The sequence below is a fragment of the Streptomyces hawaiiensis genome (genome assembly GCF_004803895.1).
GTDB classification, from domain to species: Bacteria; Actinomycetota; Actinomycetes; order Streptomycetales; family Streptomycetaceae; genus Streptomyces; species Streptomyces hawaiiensis.
Genome location: NZ_CP021978.1, coordinates 7,116,913 through 7,136,316 on the forward strand (window position 1 = coordinate 7,116,913; position 19,404 = coordinate 7,136,316).

Annotated in this window: 13 protein-coding genes and 1 pseudogene; 6 read left to right on the plus strand and 8 right to left on the minus strand. The window is 68.2% G+C overall.

Annotated elements, in window-relative coordinates:
* Nucleotides 1–298 precede the first annotated feature (298 nt).
* The 3 genes from CEB94_RS32665 to CEB94_RS32675 all read left to right on the plus strand — a co-directional run bounded on the left by CEB94_RS32665 (nucleotide 299) and on the right by CEB94_RS32675 (nucleotide 4,503).
* Nucleotides 299–2,512, plus strand: coding sequence for an SWIM zinc finger family protein (locus CEB94_RS32665; protein ID WP_175435602.1), 2,214 nt, complete (start codon nucleotides 299–301; stop codon nucleotides 2,510–2,512).
* A gap of 194 nt (nucleotides 2,513–2,706) precedes the next feature.
* The gene (locus tag CEB94_RS32670) at nucleotides 2,707–2,961 is read left to right on the plus strand and encodes a VOC family protein (RefSeq protein ID WP_342790436.1); all 255 of its coding nucleotides are present in this window, start codon (nucleotides 2,707–2,709) and stop codon (nucleotides 2,959–2,961) included.
* Nucleotides 2,962–4,098: 1,137 nt separating this feature from the next.
* The gene (locus CEB94_RS32675; protein WP_175435603.1) at nucleotides 4,099–4,503 is read left to right on the plus strand and encodes a hypothetical protein; all 405 of its coding nucleotides are present in this window, start codon (nucleotides 4,099–4,101) and stop codon (nucleotides 4,501–4,503) included.
* Nucleotides 4,504–4,539: 36 nt separating this feature from the next.
* On the opposite strand, the gene CEB94_RS32680 is transcribed toward CEB94_RS32675, so the two are convergent.
* The 8 genes and pseudogenes from CEB94_RS32680 to CEB94_RS32715 form a co-directional block, all read right to left on the minus strand.
* Nucleotides 4,540–6,186 carry a hypothetical protein gene (locus CEB94_RS32680; protein ID WP_175435604.1) on the minus strand — a complete coding sequence of 549 codons (1,647 nt, stop codon included), beginning with the start codon at nucleotides 6,184–6,186 and terminating at the stop codon, nucleotides 4,540–4,542.
* Complete coding sequence (locus CEB94_RS32685; RefSeq protein WP_175435605.1) at nucleotides 6,174–7,319, minus strand: hypothetical protein; 1,146 nt, start codon at nucleotides 7,317–7,319, stop codon at nucleotides 6,174–6,176. The genes CEB94_RS32680 and CEB94_RS32685 overlap by 13 nt, the downstream gene beginning before the upstream one ends.
* 87 nt (nucleotides 7,320–7,406) lie before the next feature.
* Complete coding sequence (locus CEB94_RS41220) at nucleotides 7,407–7,730, minus strand: VOC family protein (RefSeq protein WP_246111978.1); 324 nt, start codon at nucleotides 7,728–7,730, stop codon at nucleotides 7,407–7,409.
* Between the two features lie 481 nt (nucleotides 7,731–8,211).
* Nucleotides 8,212–10,158: an RICIN domain-containing protein gene (locus CEB94_RS32695; RefSeq protein ID WP_175435606.1), complete on the minus strand. Its 1,947-nt coding sequence runs from the start codon at nucleotides 10,156–10,158 to the stop codon at nucleotides 8,212–8,214.
* 414 nt (nucleotides 10,159–10,572) lie between these two features.
* Nucleotides 10,573–11,310 (minus strand): FadR/GntR family transcriptional regulator, encoded by a 738-nt coding sequence (locus CEB94_RS32700; RefSeq protein WP_175435607.1) that lies wholly within the window; start codon nucleotides 11,308–11,310, stop codon nucleotides 10,573–10,575.
* 89 nt (nucleotides 11,311–11,399) lie between these two features.
* Nucleotides 11,400–11,507 (minus strand): annotated as a pseudogene (locus tag CEB94_RS32705) (ABC transporter permease); the annotation flags it as partial.
* A gap of 93 nt (nucleotides 11,508–11,600) precedes the next feature.
* On the minus strand, nucleotides 11,601–14,759 hold the full coding sequence (locus tag CEB94_RS32710) for a DUF1349 domain-containing protein (RefSeq protein ID WP_175435608.1): 3,159 nt from the start codon (nucleotides 14,757–14,759) through the stop codon (nucleotides 11,601–11,603).
* Nucleotides 14,760–14,969: 210 nt separating this feature from the next.
* Complete coding sequence (locus tag CEB94_RS32715; protein WP_175435609.1) at nucleotides 14,970–15,737, minus strand: FadR/GntR family transcriptional regulator; 768 nt, start codon at nucleotides 15,735–15,737, stop codon at nucleotides 14,970–14,972.
* Nucleotides 15,738–15,865: 128 nt separating this feature from the next.
* Between CEB94_RS32715 and CEB94_RS32720 the strand changes: the two genes are divergently transcribed.
* The 3 genes from CEB94_RS32720 (at nucleotide 15,866) to CEB94_RS32730 (ending at nucleotide 19,367) form a co-directional block, all read left to right on the plus strand.
* A complete protein-coding gene (locus CEB94_RS32720) occupies nucleotides 15,866–16,981 on the plus strand; it encodes an enolase C-terminal domain-like protein (protein WP_175435610.1) in 1,116 nt (371 codons plus the stop codon).
* Nucleotides 16,982–17,075: 94 nt separating this feature from the next.
* Nucleotides 17,076–18,440: an ABC transporter substrate-binding protein gene (locus CEB94_RS32725; RefSeq protein ID WP_175435611.1), complete on the plus strand. Its 1,365-nt coding sequence runs from the start codon at nucleotides 17,076–17,078 to the stop codon at nucleotides 18,438–18,440.
* A gap of 12 nt (nucleotides 18,441–18,452) precedes the next feature.
* The gene (locus CEB94_RS32730; protein WP_175435612.1) at nucleotides 18,453–19,367 is read left to right on the plus strand and encodes a carbohydrate ABC transporter permease; all 915 of its coding nucleotides are present in this window, start codon (nucleotides 18,453–18,455) and stop codon (nucleotides 19,365–19,367) included.
* The last annotated feature ends 37 nt before the right edge of the window (nucleotides 19,368–19,404 follow it).

A 19,404-nucleotide genomic window follows, 5' to 3' on the forward strand; every position in this document is an offset into this window, starting at 1 on the left:
CCGGGCCCTGCGGGAGGCCCGTGAGCGGACAGCCCAGGACCCCGCCCCGGCACCGGCTCCCCGACCGGGACCGCCCCCGGCCGCAGAAGCCGCCGACCAGGAAACACGCGGACCGGCAGACGCGGTGCGCGAGGCCCTGCGGAGAACGGGCACGGGTGCTCCCGAGGCTGGTGCCTCCAGGGTCGCTGGTGCGCCCGAGACGGTCAGTGCGGGTGAGGTCGCTGGTGCGGCCGAGACGGTCAGTGCGGGTGAGGTCGCTGGTGCGGCCGAGACGGTCAGTGCGCCTGAGGACACCCCGGTGGCTGCGACACGCGAGCCGCAGGCATCCGGCGACCCGCAGACGAGCCCGCCGGGGGTCACGCCTGCCGGCGCGGCCCCCGCGCGGTCCGCCGCCCAGGCGGGTACCGGGCCGCGTGCGGCGGACGTCGCGCGCGAGGCGCTGCGCGCGGCGCGGGACGAGGCGCGGCGGGCCCGCGAGGAGACCGAGCGGGAAGGTGCCCGCCGTAGGCGCCGGGCCCGGCAGAGCGCCGTGGACGCCAGAGCGGCGGCTGCGCGACGGGCCGGCGCGGATGCCCCCGGCGGGGGCACGCGTGATGTACGGCGGTTGCTCTCCGACGCCTTCCGGATGCCGGGCCCGCCGGACGAGACCTCCGACGGCGTGCGGACGACCGGGCAGGGTGGCGAAACCTCTCGCATGACCGACCTGCTGCACGGCGCCGCCGACCGAAGCCCGGCCAGACCACACAGCGGACACGGCCTGGCCGCGCCGGGCCAGGAGACTCCGGACAGCGGCCACAGCCCAGCCGCGCCGGGCCCGGAAACGCAGGACGCAGCCGGAATCCCCCCGGGGTCCCGGTCCGAGCCCTCGGACGCCACGACTGCGACAAACGCCCCGGCAGGTGGGGCTCCGGAGTTCGTCGCGCGGGCGGGCGACCCGGGACGTCGGGGCCCGGACCTCGTCGCGCAGGCGGGCAATCCGGGACGTCGGGATCCGGACTCTGTCGCGCACGCGGACGACCCGGCTCGTCGGGATCCGGACCCTGTCGCGCAGGCGGGCGCCCCGACACCCCGTGACCCGGACTCTTTCGCGCACGCGGACGCCCCGGCGACGGTGGTCCCGGCCTCGGTTGTGACGCCGGCTTCGGACTACGCCGCGCCCCGCCACACCGCGCCGCCGAGCCCCGCGGCCGTCGGCCACACGCCGGCCGAGACCGCGGCGTCGCACCGCCTCCGGTCCTCCCGCTCGCCCCGCTCCATGGCCGCCCCCACCCGTGACCACGAACTGCGCCGCACCTTCCCGCCCTTCCCACCCCGGGACGGCGACCGCTTCGCCGAGAGCTGGTGGGGAAACGCCTGGGTCGGCGCGCTGGAGCAGGGCGCGCTGGACGTGAAGCGGCTGGAGCGCGGGCGGGGCTACGCGGGGCAGGGGCATGTCGACGCCATCACCGTCACACCCGGACTCGTGCTGGCCTACGTCCAGGGCAGCCGCCCCCGCCCGTATCGCGTCCAGGTAAGCCTGCGCACGCTCGACGACACCGACTGGGACCGTTTCCTCGACGCGGCCGCCGACCGCCCCGGGCATATCGCCGCGCTGCTCGACAAGGAGATGCCGCGGTCCCTCGCGGAGTGCGGTGTGCCGCTGCTGCCCGGCCCCGGTGACCTGGAGCCCCGGTGCAGCTGCCCCGACCGAGGTCACCCCTGCAAGCACGCGGCCGCCCTCTGCTACCAGACCGCCCGGCTGCTCGACGCCGACCCCTTCGTCCTGCTCCTGCTGCGCGGCCGGGGCGAGCGGGACCTGCTCGATGCGCTGTCCCGGCTGAGCGCTACCCGCGCGGCGCGCGCCGCGCAGGACAGGGGCCCGGCACCCCTGCCGGGCGTGCGGGCATCGGAGGTTCTCGCGTCGCGCACCCTCCCGTCCCTCCCCGCACCTCTCCCGCCGCCCGCGCACCCCGAGCAGCCCCCGGCCTACCCGGCGGCCCCCGGCGGCCCGGACCCCTTCGCGCTCGACCAGTTGGCCACGGACGCCGCCGCCCGCGCCCACGCCCTGCTCAGCACCGGTCGTGACCCGGTCGGGCAGCTGACCTTCTGGCAGGACGCGGTCCGCCTGGCCGCCGCCCGCCCCGGGGCGGGACTTACCGCCGGCACCCGGGCGCTCTACTCGTCCCTCGCCTCCGCGGCGGGCCGTACCCCGCCCGAACTGGCCCGCGCCGTCGCCGCCTGGCGTCAGGGCGGACTGGAGGGCCTCGCCGTACTGGAGGAGCCGTGGGACCCGCCGGCCGGGCGGTTCGACCGGGCCCGCCCTCTCCTGCTCGCCGCCGACCTGCCCGCCTTCCGCCCCTGGCGCAACCACCTCACCCACCCTCAGGGCCACGTCCAGCTCCGTCTCGGCCGCGACGGCCTCTGGTACGCCTACGAGTCCGAACCGGGCCGCGACGACTGGTGGCCCAGAGGCACTCCCGACCTGGACCCGGTCGGTGCCCTCACGGGCCTCGGCCTGCCGAGCGACCTCTGAGGGAACGCCCGGGCGAGTTCCAGGGCACAGGACTTACCGATGCCGGGGTCTCATCATGGACCGCCTCTTCACCGACGACCGCAGCGGTCCGCTGGCCACCGCCGCCATGAACCCGGTGACGCACATCGAGACGGCCGGGCGGCACCGCACGGCCGCCGAGTTCATCGCGCTGCTGGGCGGGGCCGGGTCGGTGACTGCGAGGTGCGCAAGGGAAGCGGCGAGAAGCACCGGATTGGCCCGACGGCCCGGTGCCCCAGCAGATGCACCTCGATCTGAGCGTCGCCTCGTTGGGGGAACTGCGGAACCAGCACGAGCGCGTGCTCACCCTCGGCGGCAGCCTGCTCGACAACCGGGACCGGCCGGATCCCGACGACGAGGAGCGCTTCCGTGTCCACCGGGACCCCGCGGGCCACCCGTTCTGCATCTTCGTCGCGGAGCGGGACGAGTAGCCCGCGGGAGCACCGCAGATGTTCTAGCAGTCCCCCGCCAGAGAGGTCCAGGTAGGGGCGTCAACTTTTTGGAAGGTGCCCCCCCGCACGTGTTGAGTACGCCTCCTACGTAGGCGCTCTGGTAACCCGACAGTATTTTGTCGCCCTTGCCTTCGAGCATCGCCGACACTTTGAAGGGTGTCCCGTTGTCCATGACTTTCTGCGTGAACTGGGCGTCTTCCGCAGTTATTTTCAGGTTGAGAGTGTACTCGCAGAAGTACTTCGTAGAGGAGGCGTCGACGAGGATTTTCACTCGTTCCCCCGGTTTGAGTGAAACGGTGTGGCGTGCAAAGTAGTTGGGTGAGGTCGAACCGTCACCCTCGATTCCCCGGGGTGTGGGAATTTCTTCGTCCAGGTCGAGCAGGAGGCTGATGTTGTTGGCCTGACCCGCATTCGGATTTGTGAGTAAGGTACCGGACAGTGGAGGACTGCATTTTTTGTCGACCTGCAATCCGTTAATTTCAACGGGTTGCGCGGAATTCCCCTCCACGGTGATGAGGTATCTCCGTCTCTCGGCAGGTACCGCATCTCTAGTGGTGAACCATTTTACATATTCGAAAAGAGCGGCGGAGGGCCGGAGGCCCGCATTCGGCGCCGCCAGGCATCTGGTTCCTTGAGGTGTGCCGGTACGGGGCGCGGCTTGTCCCGTTGGTGGGCCATTCGCGTCAGGACTCTTACAACGAGCAGCAGCTGGTTCTCGCTGCGCGGAACCCGTCCGCTCTTCAGCCAGCCGTCGATCGTGCTGTCTGCCGGCGGTTTGCCGTATTCGCGAACCTTCTCGTCCGTTGCGCGGAGGGCCGTTGCGCGCTCCAAGATCTCATGGGCGCGGGGTGCGCCAGCGAGCCGGTGCAGCTGCAAGAACGCTTCTGTGAAGGCGTCTTTTTCGTCGTCACCTGGGTGGGTCATCCTGCCCCCTGCGCTGGCGAAGTCCCGAGTCGGCCCGAGTCGTCCGACTCGGGCCGACTCGCTTTAGCCCCGTGACCAGCGCGTTCGCCGAGATACCGGCGAATTCGGTCCGATCGGGTTGCCGCAGGCTGTTGCTCTTCCTTCACACGCCGCCCGAGGTCGTTCCGGGGGCGACCAGATGGAGGGACCGTCATGAAGGATTCCGCCTACGTCATCGCCGCCGCAGCTGCGGATGCGGCACCGTCAGACCACTTGCGCATCGTCATCGCTGTCTTGGTCGGCGCATTGTCGGCTGTCGGAGCGGGGGTCTTGCACCGTAAAGACGGTGCGAGCCTTCCTGGAGCGGTGAAGCGCGCAGGTGTCGCGTTCACCGGAACAGCTGCTCTGGCGCTTAGTGTGCTGTTCGCTCCTCAGTGCCTGCCCGTGGTGGTCGTTCTCCTTCTTGCTGCCCTTGGTGGGACCGTATTCGGCATCCTCGATCGTATGGACGGATCGGGAGTTCCTGCAGCGATCTGGCGAGGATCCACTGCCTTCGTTTCCCTTTCAGTCCTGGGTTTCGCCTTCCTGGCCGTCTACGGTTTCACGCACAGCGGTTGATCAACTGAACAGTAACGGCAATTGACACGTTCTTTTCTATCCGGCTCCGACATGACCGGCGCAGCGGCTGGAGTGCGGCTCGCAGAACAGTCCGTACGAGTTGCCGTTCACTGCGATTTCAATGGTCTTGTAGGACTTCCGGGTGATTTTGATCGTGGAACCTGCCGGCTCGTCCGAGACTGGTTCGTTGAAGGTTCCTACAGCTGTCTTGGAAGTGTGGCCCGGTCGCAGGGTTCCGGTGGCGCGGCCGCCCATCTTCTCGCCCTCATCGCAAGGAGGGGCGTGGTCGGAACACTGAACGAGAGTCGTGTACCGGTAGGTGAAGTCACCGTTGCGGGCGATGGTAATGCTGGCCCCCGACCAGATCCACGTACCGACAAACGGCGCGAGGGGCGCCGGAGAGGGGGCTTGGGATCGTCTGGTCCTGGGAGCCAGGTCTCCTATCCAGATCCGGGCATGCGCGGGGTCGCCGGTCTCCCAGTAACGGTGGGAAGCCAGCACCGCAATGGTGTTGCCGCGTGCGGTCAGAGTGGTGAGTGAACGCGGACTGGTGAAGCCATTGGCCCGAGTGCGTTGCTTGGCCCACTTCTTTCCGTCGGGCGAGAACCACATGGCGCCGACGGAGGAGTCGTCGGGCGCGCGAGCGAACCCTACGGCGACGAAGCCTGTGCCGGCTGCGGTGAGGGCGACAACCTTCTGGCCGTGTCGAGCGACGACGCCCGCGTCGGGGAGACGTCCCGGGTCCAGCGGCCCGGTGGTGCGCCACCGGCCGTTGTCCTTCCGGTACCAGATGCGGGGCTGCGTGGTGTGCTCGACATTGTCCGAGGCGAGGCCGCCCGTCAATACGGTGACGCTGCCGTTGCGAGCCATGTGGTCGAACTCGTTGCCGTTCGAGGGCAGTGAATCTGGTGTCCACTTCCGTCCGTCGGCGGACTTGAACAGCTTGTCTGCGGGCTCGAAATCGGTGGTCGTGCAGTCGGTCAACAGGTAGAAGCCGTCGTCGGTGACGAGGGCTTCGGCCCCTGCCTCACTGCCCTCATGACCGGGACAAGGGGTCTCCCAAGATCTTGTGAACTTGCCCGATGTATCGGCGGACCTCACCCGCAGTCGCGCCATCTCCTCCTCAGGTTTCCCCATCCCGGGAGTCACCTTGGTGACCACCACGACTCCGGAGGCGCCGACCGCGATGGCTACCGGGATCTCCACGTCAGGACTGACGGGCATCAGGGCAGCGGGCTTCCACGACGACCCGTTGTCAGTGGTCTTCCATACCGCGACGCGCGGGATCTCGAAGCCTTGGCCACCGAGCAGCCAGGTAGTGGACCCGTGGGAGGCCAGCGACTGCCTCATGGCGGCGGTACTCATGTTGCTCGGCGTCCGGTCCCGCCAGTTGCGGCCGTCGAGGCTGGCGAACACCTTCTGGGTGACATCGGAGGACGCGCTGGGCGAGTAACTGCTGGCGGCGAAGAATCCGCGGGTGGACGACGACATCGACGAGGGCTCGAAATCGACGAAGTCCGACGGCAGGTCGGCGGCCGGAACTCTCTCCCATACCGGGGCCTTCGACAGCGGGGGAAGCTGCTCCTCACGACCCGACGGGGAGCAGGCGCTCATCACACACGCCGCGATCAGGACGAGACCCACTCGCCTCGTCGCGGCGGGCCTTCGGCTCAGGATGCGCATGTCTTGCCTTTCGGCTGGGGCAGAAGGCGTGTCGTCGTCCGGTCCAAGCAGAGCTGGATGGCGTTGCGGTCGGAAGTGACGCGGAAGGGCTTGCCCTGGTCGTCGATGCGTATCTGCCCGCGCCGCCCGTTCCAGGCCCACTGAAGGAGCAGCGTGAAGGTCACATCGTGTCGGCGTGTCGTGGGTGAGACGACAAAGTGCTCCGGATCGCTGCCGCTGACGGTGTACGGCCATCCTGTGTCGGAGGAGCTTCCTCCATCGCCCTCGCGCGCCGGGGCCTTGTGGGCGTATGGGGACTTCAGGTCGAGGTCGGCGGTCAAGTTCCGATTGGGTGGATCCCCTTGGCAGACCACCGGGACACGAGTACCGCGCAGCGGAGCCTCCTTCTTGAGGACGTCCACTTTTATATCCAGCAGAGTTACGGTCTGGCCGTCCATGCCCTGCACGGTGAACCCCAGACGAGTACTCGATGCTGCTACCCCGTCCGAGGGCCGCGAGCCGGGTGCTATGCCGGCCGCGCCGACGGTACGCGGAACCACCACCGCGTCCCCGCACTGCCAGCTCTTTCCATCGTTGACAAACACCAGCGGCACGGGCTGGTCCTTCTTGGGAGCGGCACCGGCATCAGCAGACTTGTTGTCGCCTTCCCATCGCTGGACGAGCCAGTAGGCGCTCACGCCCGCCGATAGCAGGACAACAGCGAGACCCGTGGTGATCCACTTCCCAGCGATCCTCGGGCGGTGCGGCGCGGGCTGACCCGTCCTCGAATCAGCCGAACCAGCAGTCGTCGCCGCCCCCGCCCCCTCTACGCGGGGGACAGCCACTACGGGTTTGGAGGTCCGATGGGCTGCCTGTTCCTTCAGTACATTCGTCCAGAAGTGGGGATGTCCCATCTCGCCCGGTACGGCCACATTGTGACGCTTGGCCACGTCGTGGAGGTGCGCGACCACGGTCAGGACCTGGTCGCGATTACGTGGAGTCAGTCCTTCCTTGAGCCACCCGTCGATCGTGGTGACGGGAACCTCTGTCCTGCTCGCCACCCTGACCACCGCGGGCTTACCGGCCAGCCCGTACAACGTCAGTAACGCCTCGGTGAACGGAGCCGAATCGGAACCATCTTGATTGTCAGGCACCTACGTCCCCTCGCCTGCGCACGACCCGTGATGCGTAACTTAGTGCGCTGACTGGCCTATTCGGTGCCCAATGCGGGAATAACCGGCCTAACGACAGCTGTTGACCATGTGACTGTCGGCCTGCCGCATCGTTGGTGTGAACGAGGGGAAGAGACAGTCGCAGCCGCGGGTCAGAGAAATCGTCGAGACCTGCGGACCTGCTGGGGCCAGGTGGTTCAGTCCCGGGCGGCGGTCGTGCTGTTCGGCGCTCAGGTCCGGGGACTGCTCGATGACCAGGTAGGTCGGCCCGAGCCGCCAACTGCGGCCGCCGTCCCAGCATTGGAAGAGGGTGTAGCCCAGCGCCTCCAGCAGCCAGCCGAGCGAGGCGAGCGCGCGGTGGAGGTCCGGCACCCACAGCTCGACGTGATGCACGGTGCCTGAGGTGCTGGGGCGTGGGTCGGGGTATGCGGTGCGTGAGCTGTCACGGCGCTGCGGCGTCCCGCTTCGATGCCTTACGAAGGGCAAGGGCTTTCATTTCGCCGGGTCAAGCTATGTTTTCGGCCGGTCCGCCGCAACCCTCGCCGCCCGCCGCCGTCCCAAACGTGGCCACTCTCTCCGGCCGCTCCACGGGGGAGCTGCCGCTGATCGTGTCGTACAAGGGCGGCTTGAGTGGGCAGGGCGACATTAGAAGGGCGCTGATGCGGCCGACCCCGAGGTCGGGCACCCACTGCCGTGGCCCGGGGGCCACGGGTGCCGGGGCCACGAGCAGGAGGGCCGGGTCAGGCACCCGGACGGCTCGGGCGTGGGCGAAGTCCTGCGCCTTTCTCCAGCCGCAGGGTTCCGTTCAGCCACAGACGACCCTCCGCCCCCTCCTCCTCAACAACAGGCAGTGGAGGGGAGGGGGGAGGGCAGGTCAGGACGGAATGATCTGCCATTGCTGCCGCGCTTGTGACGCATACGGCTGCTGCTCGATGTTGGCGCCGTCGGCGGTGCTGCCCTCGTCGACGCCGAGGGCAAGCCCGCTGTAGCGGTTGATGAGGAAGTAGTTCCCGTCACCGGTGGGTGTGACGGCCCAGTGCTGCTGGGGGGCGTTGGCGTCTGCCCAGATGCCTACGTTGCCGCCGTCCGCGCGAGAGAGTCCAGCGACCTCCAGAAGCTTGCCGCTGCCCACACCCTTGATCTTGTAGTAGCCGTCGCCGGTGCTGGTGAAGGTCCACTTCTGGTTCGCCTGGTTGAGCCATGGCCACTGATCGACGTTGGAGCCGTTGGCGGTGCGCGCACCCTCCACGTCGGCGACCTTGCCGCTGTGCCGGGCGACCAGTCGGTAGACGGTGCCGTCGCCGGGCAGTGTGGTGGACAGCAGCGTGGGCTTGACCGAGCGGCCGCCGATCCTGAGGCCGCTGATGTTGGCGTAGTCGCCGGTGGCCGCGTTGACCTGGATCCGCATGAAGCCCACGTTCCGGTTGGGCCACTCCACCAGCTTGTACTTGCCGTTGCCGGCCCAGGTGCCGGTGGCGATCTGGGTGAAGGTGACGCCGTCGGTGCTGGTCAGGATGGTGTACGAGGTGATGTCGCCGTCGGTGGAGTTGGTGCGGTTCCACTGCTTGGGCAGGTACTCCAGGGTGGAGACGTTGCTCCACACGCCGCCCAGGTCGATGGTGATGGACTGTGGAAGCGGCAGGCTCCAGGTGGACCAGCAGGTTTCGTAGCGGACGTCGCTGAGTCCGTCGATGGCGTGGAGCGGTCCCTCGCCGGTGCGGAAGGCGGTCGCATACGCGTTGACCGGTGTGACGGGGTGCTCGGCGCGCAGTGGCTGGGTGGGCAGCGGTGGCCGGGAGGTGTTCGGGCTCCAGGCGGCACCCACTTCGGCGAGCCGGTTGACGACGTTGGTGTCGAGCAGGCCGTTGCGGTTGGGCGGGCAGTTGAGGATGAAGGAGGTGTACTTCGGCTCCAGGTCGGCCAGGTGCGACAGGATCGCGGACCTGCTCATGAGGCCCTCGGTCGGGGTGGAGGGGTGCCAGAACCAGCCGTTGCTGATGGTCTGTCCCTGCATTCCGGCGTAGGTGTTGCCCGTCGGCGCCGTGATGCCCAGCGGCTCCTCGAAGAAGATCGCGTCGCTGAGGAAGGGCTCCACCAGCCCACCGATGTCGATCATGACGCAGTCCGGCTGCAGCTCCTTCACCAGTGAACGGATCCGCTGGTAGGAGACGGCCTGCTGCCCCATCTGCCATGCGTAACCATCGGTCATGAACATGTCGATGGTGCCGTAGTTGGTGAGCAGCTCGCGAATCTGACCGAGCATGAAGGTCATGTCGCCGGGCTGGATGGCATCGGTGACTTCCAGCCCGCTCACCTTGTGCCGGCTCTCCCATGCCTCGACGCCGAAGGTACGGTCCCAGATCGAGTAGTAGAACCCGACCTTCAGCCCCTTCGCCCGGAACGCGTCGCAGTACGCCCGCACCACGTCCTGCTTGTAGGAGCTGTTCGCGACGTTCTGGGTGCCATAGGCGCTCGGCCACAGGGCGAAGCCGTCATGGTGCTTGGTGGTCAGGATGCCGTAACTCATCTTCGCGGCGGCCGCCGCGTCGGCCCACTGTGCGCAGTTGACGCTCGGGGGAGCGAAGAGGGTGGGGCTCTGGTTGGGTTCGGCCCACTCCTGGTTCGTGAACGTGCCCAGGCTGAAGTGGTTGAACATGCCGAACCGCATGTCGACCATCTTGCTCAGGTTGGTCTGCGTGTCAGCGGCGGCCGCCTGCGACAGAAGGCCGGAGAAGCCGGGGACGACCGGCAGGGCGGTCGCGGCGGTCGCCGCACCCGCCGCGCCGAGAAACGTACGGCGAGACATTCTTGATGAGGACATGGCTCACTCCTGTGGATCGGTGGCGTTGATTGCAGTGACGACGTCCCAGATGGCAGTCGAAGGCCTGGGCGCCGGGGGCACGCACGGATGGTCAAAGTGGCTGTGAAACGGTGCTCCGCCGGAACCTGCCGGCCAAGCGGGTGCCAAGCGGAAGGTGACCGCCCAAGGTTGGTGGCCGGGCTGTCGTGGGAGGCGCAATCGGCTCCGCGCTGAGCGGTGAATGAGCAGGGCAGGGCCAGGACGTTCCAGGCGACGAGCGGGCCGAGATCCCGGCTCGTGGTGCGCGACTCGATCGCCCCGCCACCGCAACGGCTCGGCGTGGCTCGCGCGGTGCCGCACGGGCTCTTCCGGCGGCACCGCTCCGCCGGCCGGCGATTTCGGAAAGGACAGCCGAAGCGTCAGTCAGTCGCAGAGTCATACTCCCGAGCGGTGCCATGGCCAATCCTCGCTGTCAGTCGTGGATCGTCGTATCGGGTCATCGGTCAGGCTGGTGGCCAGCCACTGCTCCACGGCCGCGATGTGGACGGTCGCCGCGGAGGTGGCGAGTAGGGCGTCGCGTGACTGAAGTGCGCTGAGGATCTGCTCGTGGTCCTGGTGGGCGTTGTTCAGGGCGTGACTGGTCTGGCTGCCGCGGACGATGCGGACTCGCTGTGTGCGGGTGGAGAGCACCCGCAGCAGCATCGACAGCACGGGGTTGCCGACGGCTTCGACGATCCTGAGGTGGAAGGCGATGTCGTGGGCGACGAACTCCTCCGCGGTGGTGACGGTCCGGGACCGGTCGAGGATGTTGCGCAGTTCCTGGAGGTCCTCCTGCTTCAGCAGGGCGGTGGCCAGTCCGGTCGCCTGCGGTTCGAGCAGTCGTCGTACCTGGAGCAACTGCAGAGCGGTGTGACCCTGGGAGACGTCGGCGGCGAAGGAGAGGCTTTCCATCAGGAGATGGGGCTCAAGGCTGGAGACGTACGTGCCGTCGCCCTGCCGGGTGATCAGGATGCGCATGGCGGTCAGCGCCCGGACGGCCTCGCGCAGGGAGTTCCGGGACAGGCCGAGCTGTCCGGCGAGGACTTCCTCCTTGGGCAGCCGGGAGCCGGGCTCGAGTTCGCCGGCGACTATCATCGCTTTGATCTTGTCGATCGCCTCGTCCGTCAGTGCCACGAGGGTGCCTCTCTGACTCGGGGATGCGCCGGCCCAAGGAACTCCGCCGGGCCCGGCTCCCGGCCGGCGGGGCCGCTCGCGGGTCGTGTCTATTCCTGCTTCTCGCCGGAGGCGAAGCGGGAGATGATCAGGGCGACGATGATGATCGTGCCGTTGAGGAACTGGTTCCACAGCGGTGGTACACCTGCCAGCGTCAGGTCGGCCCGGACATGACGGCGCTCCGCGTGCCGGTGCGGAGGTCGCACCGGCACGCGCAGCTCATTTCGGAGATTGTGACCCGAACCGCTTCGTCAGCTGACAGAGAACTGGCTGAATGCCGCGGTGCCGATACTTCCGGCGTGGGCCGTGGAGAACATGCCCGCGTCCAGGGTGCTGCTCGCCCCGGTCAGTGTCGCGGTGCCGACGGTGTTCCAGGTGGTGCCGTCGGCGGAGTAGGAGCCGGTGACCGACGTGCCGCTCCTGACCAGGCGGAGCCAGACCGGGGCGACGGTGGCGCTTCCGGTCTTGAGGGCGTTGGTGTCGAGGTAGCCGTCACCGTTGGAGTCCGACGACAGGGCGATTCCGTTGCCGGGGGTGGTGGCGAGGACGAGATACCCGGTGGACGAGCCGGCGGAGGCGATGTCGTTTCGCAGCATCAGGCCGGCTTTGGCCCAGCTGTTGGTCTTGTCCTGACTGGCGACGCGGACGGTGACGGTCGAGGACGTTCCAGCGGCCCCCGTCCGGTATGCGGCGGAATACTCGTCGTCGTATGCCGTGCCGGAGCGCCATACGTCGATGCCCGCGCCGGTCAGGGAGGTCACTCCGCCGCTCTGGCTGACGGCGGCCGGAATCGAACTGTAAGCCTCGTAGGGAGAGGTGACGACGCGCAGGTTGCTGAATGTCGCGCTGCCGGCGGTGGTGCTGTGGGCGCTGTGGATGACACCGGCGTCCTGGGTGGTCGCCATGGACGGCAGGGTCACCTTCGAGCCGACCTGGGTGAAGGTGGATCCGTCGGTGGAGTAGTGGGCGGACACCTGGGTGGCGGTGCGGGTGAGCCGCAACCAGACCGGTGCCTTGACGGTGGCAGCGGTGGACGTGAGCTTGTCGAGGTAGCCGTCGGCGTTGGAGTCCCGCTGGAAGCTGACGCCGTTGTTCGGGGTCACCACCACAGCCGCGTATCCGGCGGAGGAGCCGTCGTCCGTGAGGTCGTTGCGCAGGACGACGCCGGCCTTGGCCCAGCCGCTGGTCTTGTCCAGGCTGTCGACCCGGGCGGTCACCGACGTGCCGTCGACAGCTGCCCCGTTTCGGAAGACGGTGCCGTACTCGTCGTCGTGCTGTCCGCCGGCACCCCAGATGTCCTTGCCCGCGTCGGTGATCGTGAAGTGGCCGCCGTGCTGGCCGGTGTTGGCGGGGACGGATGAGTAGGCACTGTAGGGGGAGCTGACAGGGTGGGTGGTCAGCGGACGGTACCGGGGTTGGATACCGGCGTCGTCCATGACCTTCTTGGCCGCTGACGGCCAGTTGCCGTCGCTGACGACGAGGGTGCCGCTGACCACGTCACCGCGGCCGTTGGTGTTGGTGATGTTCGCGTGACTGTTGTTCGTCCAGTTGTCGATCAGGGTCAGGCCGCCGGTGTTGTTGGTCGCGTTGCTGTTCTCATGGCCCCATTCGCCGGTGTTCCGGAAGACGTTGTTGGTGTCCGTGAAGTCCCGGGAGCCCTCGTCGTGGTAGAAGCCGAACCAACCGTTGTTGCTGTGGCAGTAGTTGCGTTCGAAGGTGCTGCCCGGTGACGCCGACAGGGTGTACAGGCAGCCGCCGTCGGTCATCTGCTGCATGAGGTCGTGGATGTAGTTGTCGGTGACGTGGTTGTTCGCGGCGGTGGTCGCGGTCGTGTAGATGGGCTGGTAGTTGTACAGGCCCCGGTTGACGTAATCCTGGCTGCCGCCGATGTCGTTGGCGCCCCAGCCGTACCCGATGGTGAGGCCGGAGTAGGGCAGGTTGTACACCTCGTTGTGCGAGATGGTCGCGCCGTTCACGTAAGTGACGAGGATGGCCGACATGTCTCGGTATTCCAGCGCCACGTCATGGATGAGGTTGTTGGTCAGCGTGAAGTCCCGGTTGGTCATCCGCCGGTCACTGGGGTGGTGCGCGTCCGCCCGAACGCCGCCGACGGCGATGCCGCCGCCCGCGTCCTGGGTGAAGACGTTGCCGGTCACTGTGATGCTGCGGGCGCCGAGTCCGACGCCGGTGGTGTGGGCGTTGGCGTCGTTGCCGATGCCGAGGCTGTTCTGTCCGAGCTGGGTGAACCGGTTACCGGTGAACGTGATGTGGTCGGCGGCCGAGACCTGGACGGCGGAGGGCATCTGCTTCCAGTGCGGGCGTGCCGCCTCGAAGAGCCGGCAGCCGCTCTGACACGAGGTCAGCGCGTCCGACGGGCGGTCCCAGGTACCGGAGAGGTACGCGCCGGTCTGCTGGCTGGCGTAGCCGTGGTCGGTGGGGTCCAGCCAACTGGTGCCCGAGAACTGCAGCCCTGAGAAGGCGATGTGAGTGGCGGGGGAGGAGTACGTCCCCCCGACGCTGAGCAGCGACTCCAGCTTCGGCACCTCGACGTCGGCCTCACTCATGTCCTGCCCGGTGAGCGGCTTGTAGTACAGGGTGCCGGTAGCGGTGTCGAGGTACCACTCGCCGGCCGTGTCGAGGAACTCGTAGGCGTTCTCGATGTAGAGGGGGCCGGCCCGGAAGGGGCTCGTCAGGGTGTCGTAGCCGAACGTGTTGTTGTTCCACGAGGGCTGGGCCATGGTGATGGTGCCGCTGCTGATGCCGGCCACCGGGGCATAGCGGTCGGTGAAGGATCCGATGCCGTGAATCTCGGTCCGGCCGGGCTGCGCGAGGCTGTTGAGGTAGCTCAGCGAGCTGTTGGTGAACGTGTAGCCGCTGGTCGTCGCGGTCAGGTGCGAGCGGTTGACCTCGGTGCGGGCCCTGGTGGCCATGATGCCGTCGACGGACAGGTGGCGCGTGTCGAAGCCGGTGCCGACGTTGCTCTTCCAGATGTTCTTGGCCGAGTCCTGCACGGTCCAGCCGGTGGCCTTCCGCGCTCCGGTGATGACGGGGCGGGCGCCCGGCGCGGCCTTCCAGTTCACCGTGTGGCCGCCCGTGCCGGAGTCCGCCGAGGTGAAGGCGAGCGGTGCGGAGAGCCGGTAGGTGCCGTCGGCGAGCTCGACGGTGATATCGCGTGTCATGGAGTTGTTGGCCGCCCGCACCTTGGTCTTGGCCTGGGCGACGGAGCACGGCCGGCTCATGGAGCAGGCGGTGCCGGAGCCGTTCGGCGCGGCGTAGAGCGTCGTTCCGGCCGCGAAGGCGGGGCCGGCCTGGGTGAGGACTGCCGCGGTCGAGGCAGTGAGGACGGCGGCCGTGGCCAGCCATGACCTGAGACGGCCAGGAACCGTGGGACGTATGCGGATTGTTCGCATGTGACACCTTCCGGGAGGTTCAGGGGGCCCGTGGTGTGCGTGGGCGGGCAGGGGAGAGCCCAGCGGTAAGAGGGGGAAGGGGTAAGAGCGATGTAACATTAGACGTCATATGAATTTCGTCAATAGGTCGCGCGCTGCCGACTCGGCCGGACCTGGACATGCGAACGCCCCCGGCCTGCTTGGCTCGGGGGCGAGTCGGTGGGGGTGCTCTCAGGAGGCGGGCGAGCCGACGTTCGGCACGCGGCGGCGGCTCCAAGCGGTCGTGATGTGTGCCGCCATGGCTTGCGCGGCCCCCTCGGAGTCCCGGGCCAGTAGCCGCTCGGCGACCGCGCGGTGCTCCGCGTTGGCCCGCTCGCACGCGGTCGCGTCCGGAGTGCCGTTGTACAGGAACGTCGTGCGCGCCTGGGCGTGGAGGATCCGGATGATGGAACGCCCGAGCCTGTTGTGGGATGCCTGCATGATCCGGTCGTGGTAGGCCACATCGGTCTCGATGAAGCGTGCCGGGAAGGCGGTCTCCTCGTCGAGCCGGGCGAGCAGCCGCTCGATGTCTCGCAGGTCGTCGTCGGTGGCCAGCTCCGCGGCCTGGGCTGTCATCTGTGCTTCCAGCGTCGACCGGATGTCGACCAACTGGTCGAGGACGACGAGCGCGTCGTCGTGCTGGACGGTGGCGGCGAGCACGACGGGGTCGAGGAGGTTCCATTCCTCGGGCGGGGTGACGGTGGTGCCGTAGCCCTGCCGGGCGAGGACCAGCCCCTTGGCCTCCAGGGACTTGACCGCCTCGCGGACGGTGATGCGGCTGACGCCGAACGTCTCGCAGAGCTCGGGTTCGACCGGCAGGGTCGATCCTGGAGGGATGGCGCCCGACACGATCGTGTCGGTGAGGCTCTCCATGACGGCCTGTGCCAGCCGGGCCGGACGCTTGGGCCAGGGCTTGAGAACGGGAGGCTCTCCTGTCCTGCCGGTGCTGTCCTTGGCCATGCGGGTCCCCTTTGCTGATGCGGATGGCGGCGAGTCTACTGCGCGCGACTTCTTGACAGCATTCGTATGACGACTTACGTTACACGAAAATTGAGCAGCAGTACTTTCCCGTGCAAGGGGTGCAAGCCGTGCGCATTGCCGAAGTCGAGTGCCATCCGGTGCGGGTGCCGGGAGTCAGTCCGCCCTTCGTCTGGCGGGACGGGCTCCTGGGCAGCCCGTCCGAGGGCCAGGCCGCGGTGCTGCGCATCCGCACGGACGAAGGTGTCGAGGGGGTGGCGATGTCCCCTCGGCGGGGCAGCGGTGTCATCCTGGCGGACCTGCTGGACCGCATACTGCGCAAGGAGTTGGTGGGGCAGGATCCCCTGCAGCGGGAATGGCTCTGGCATCGCATGTGGGAGCTGGACCGCACGGAGGAGCTACCGCTCTACCTGCTGGGGCTGGTCGACACCGCGCTGTGGGACCTGGCCGGACGACTCGCCGACCGGCCCACCTGGCAGATGCTCGGCGGTTACCGCACCTCGATACCCGCCTACGCCTCCACCGTCACCTACTCCTCGGTCGAGGAGTACCTGGACATCGCCGACCAGGCCCTGGAGCTCGGCTACCCCGCCATCAAGCTCCACGCCTGGGGTGACGCCCGCCGCGACGCCCGCCTGTCGGTGGCACTGCGCGAGCACGTGGGGGATGACGTCCCGCTGATGTTCGACGGGTCGGCGGGCTTCGACCTCCCCGACGCGATCCGTCTCGGGCACGCTCTCTCGGACGCCGGCTACCTCTGGTACGAGGAGCCGATGAGGGAGTTCAGCGTCACCGCGTACAAGCGCCTCGCCGACGCGGTGGCCGTTCCCCTCCTCGTGGCCGAGACCTCCGACGGGGCGCACATGAACTCGGCCGACTTCATCCAGGCCGGCGCCGCCACCTTCGGAGTCCGCGCCTCCACCCAACTGCGCGGCGGCTTCACCGGCGCGATGCGCACCGCCCACCTCGCCGACGCCTACCGGCTGCGCGCCGAGGTGCACGGGCCGGAGATCCCCAACCGGCACCTGTGCATGGCCATCTCCAACACCACCTACTACGAGTCGCTGGTCATGGGCAATCCCATCAGCCGTGAGAGCGGCATCGACGCCCACGGCCTCGTTCATGCCCCCACCGGTCCGGGCGTCGCCCTTCCGGCGGGCCTGGACTACCCTCCCGCCCTTCAGGCATTCGTCGACAAGGAGACCGTCACCCCGCCTCGGGCCTGATGACGGGAGCCCCAGGCCCGACGGCCTGTCTCGAACACCCCGAGCGCGGCGCCGCTCACCGCTGTGCGTCCTTTCCCAAGATCTGAGGTCAGTCATGAACGACGACGTTCCGGTTTCCTCCCGCCGCCGGCTCAGGCGCACGGCCGTCGCTGTCCTGGGCGCCGTCTCCCTGCTCGTGCTCGCTGCCTGCGGCAGCGCGGATCCCACACCCACGGCGACGTCCTCCCCGGCGGCCTTCAAGCCCGTGGCTCAGCAGCAGGGCAGCGAGATCACGGTCTGGGCGGACGCCGCCCGGGTGCCCGGTGTGCAGGCATACCAGAAGGCGCACCCGAACGTGAAGATCAAGATCGTCACGTACAGCGGGGACGCCAACGGCGCCAACGACCTGCAGACCAAGGTCCAGCTGTTCGACCGGACCGGCAGCGGGTGGCCCGACGTCGCCTTCAGCGCCAACGTCAACGACGCCAGCTGGGCATCCCAGGGCAAGACCCCCTACGCCGCGCCCGTCAACCAGGGCGTGATCTCCCCGTCCACGCTGAAGGGCTTCGCGGACGGCGCGCTGAACCCCTGCACCTTCAACGGCAACACCTACTGCCTCCGGAACGACCTGGCCCAGAACGTCCTCTGGTACAACAAGGCCCTCATGGACAAGTTCGGCTACTCCGTCCCGACCACCTGGGAGGAGTACCAGGCACTCGGCGAGAAGGTCGCCGAGGAGCACCCCGGCTACCTGGTCGGCACCGCCGGGGACGCCTGGAGCCCCGAGGTGTACTTCTGGGCGAGCCAGTGCCCGGCCAGCACGGCGACCGGCGCCAAGAAAGTCAAGGTCGACCTGCGAGATGCCAAGTGCACCCGGATGGCCAAGCTGCTCGACACCCTGATAGCCAAGGGCTCGGTCTCCAAGGACACCGTCTTCAGCGCCGGCTTCATCAAGAACCAGGCGAGCAAGGTCCTGATGCTCCCCGGCCCCTCCTGGTTCGGCCAGGTGCTCTTCAACTCCACCTTCAAGACCCCCAAGGGGCAGATCGCCGCCGCCTCCCCGCCGAAGTTCGAGGGCGACGCCAAGAACTACACCGGCAACGTCGGCGGCGGACTGTGGTTCGTCTCCTCCCACAGCAAGAACCTCAAGGCGTCCGCCGACCTGGTCACCTGGATGACGACCTCCGACGCCTACCAGGGCACCGCGGGCACCTACCCCGCGTCCAAGAAGGCCGCGGTCACCTGGCTCGCCAACCAGAAGAAGACCGGCTACTTCGCCGAGGACGTCGGCCCCGTCTTCAAGGAATCCGCGGAACTGATCTGGCCCGGCTGGGCCGCCACCCAGTACAGCCAGGAAGCCATCTACTCCTCCACCGTGGTCCCCGCCCTGAACTCCGGCAAGACCCTCACCGACACCCTGGACACCTGGCAGACGGCCATCACCGACAAGGCCAAGTCCCTCGGCTACACCGTCGACTAGCGAAGCGGACCCATGACCACCCATCTGGCGACGGAGCGCAGCGGCCGCCGACGCGGCCGCTCCGCCCGCAACCCCGCCGGACGCGCCGGCTACGTCTTCGTCTCCGGCTACGTCCTCCTCCTGCTCGCCTTCGGCGTCCTGCCCACCTGTTACGCGGTGTGGCTGGCGCTGTCCAACTCCCGCAACCAGCTCGTCGGACTCGGCAACTTCACCCGGACGTTCGCCGACTACCGCTTCGGACCGGCCTTCCTCCACATCGGCCTGTACCTGGTGGTCTGGCTGGCCAGCCTGATGATCCTGGTGGTGCTGCTCTCCCTGATGCTGCACGGCCGCATGCGCAGGGCCTCCACCACCTTGCGGTTCCTGTTCTACCTGCCGGGAGCCCTCGCCGGAGTGGCGAGCGTACTGCTCTTCCTGATCCTCCTCGATCCGGCCGCCAGCCCCGTCGGCTGGCTGCTGAAGGGCTTCGGCTGGAACACCCTCGCCCAGGTCAACGCCCCCGGACACCTGCCGGTGCTCTTCACCGTCATCGCGTTCTGGACCGGGGCCGGCGGCTGGATCGTGGTCATGTACGGCGCGCTCAACAGCATCCCCGACGAAATCCTGGAGGCCGCTCGCATCGACGGCGCCAGCACGCTCCAGGTCGCCCTGCGCATCCAGATCCCGATGATCACCAAGTGGATCGCGTACATGCTGATCCTGGCCTTCGCGGCCGGCACCCAGCTCTTCGTCGAGCCGCAACTGGTCTCCCTCGCCAGCTGGGGCATGATCCCCGACAGCTGGTCACCGAACCAGCTCTCCTACCAGTACGCCTTCCAGGCAGGCGACTTCAACGGCGCGGCGGCGCTCTCCGTCGACCTCCTCATCCTGGGCCTCGCCTGCGCGGCGCTCGTCGTCTTCCGTACCGGCATGTTCGACAGGGACTGAAGATGCGCACAGCTCCCACGACCACAGCCCGCCGAAC

Bases quoted from the DNA above. Each gene is read 5' to 3' on its own strand.
- CEB94_RS32675 (WP_175435603.1), top strand. From the start codon at position 4,099: ATGAAGGATTCCGCCTACGTCATCGCCGCCGCAGCTGCGGATGCGGCA.
- CEB94_RS32680 (WP_175435604.1), bottom strand. From the start codon at position 6,186: ATGCGCATCCTGAGCCGAAGGCCCGCCGCGACGAGGCGAGTGGGTCTC.
- CEB94_RS32695 (WP_175435606.1), bottom strand. From the start codon at position 10,158: ATGTCCTCATCAAGAATGTCTCGCCGTACGTTTCTCGGCGCGGCGGGT.
- CEB94_RS32710 (WP_175435608.1), bottom strand. From the start codon at position 14,759: ATGCGAACAATCCGCATACGTCCCACGGTTCCTGGCCGTCTCAGGTCA.
- CEB94_RS32715 (WP_175435609.1), bottom strand. From the start codon at position 15,737: ATGGCCAAGGACAGCACCGGCAGGACAGGAGAGCCTCCCGTTCTCAAG.
- CEB94_RS32725 (WP_175435611.1), top strand. From the start codon at position 17,076: ATGAACGACGACGTTCCGGTTTCCTCCCGCCGCCGGCTCAGGCGCACG.
- CEB94_RS32730 (WP_175435612.1), top strand. From the start codon at position 18,453: ATGACCACCCATCTGGCGACGGAGCGCAGCGGCCGCCGACGCGGCCGC.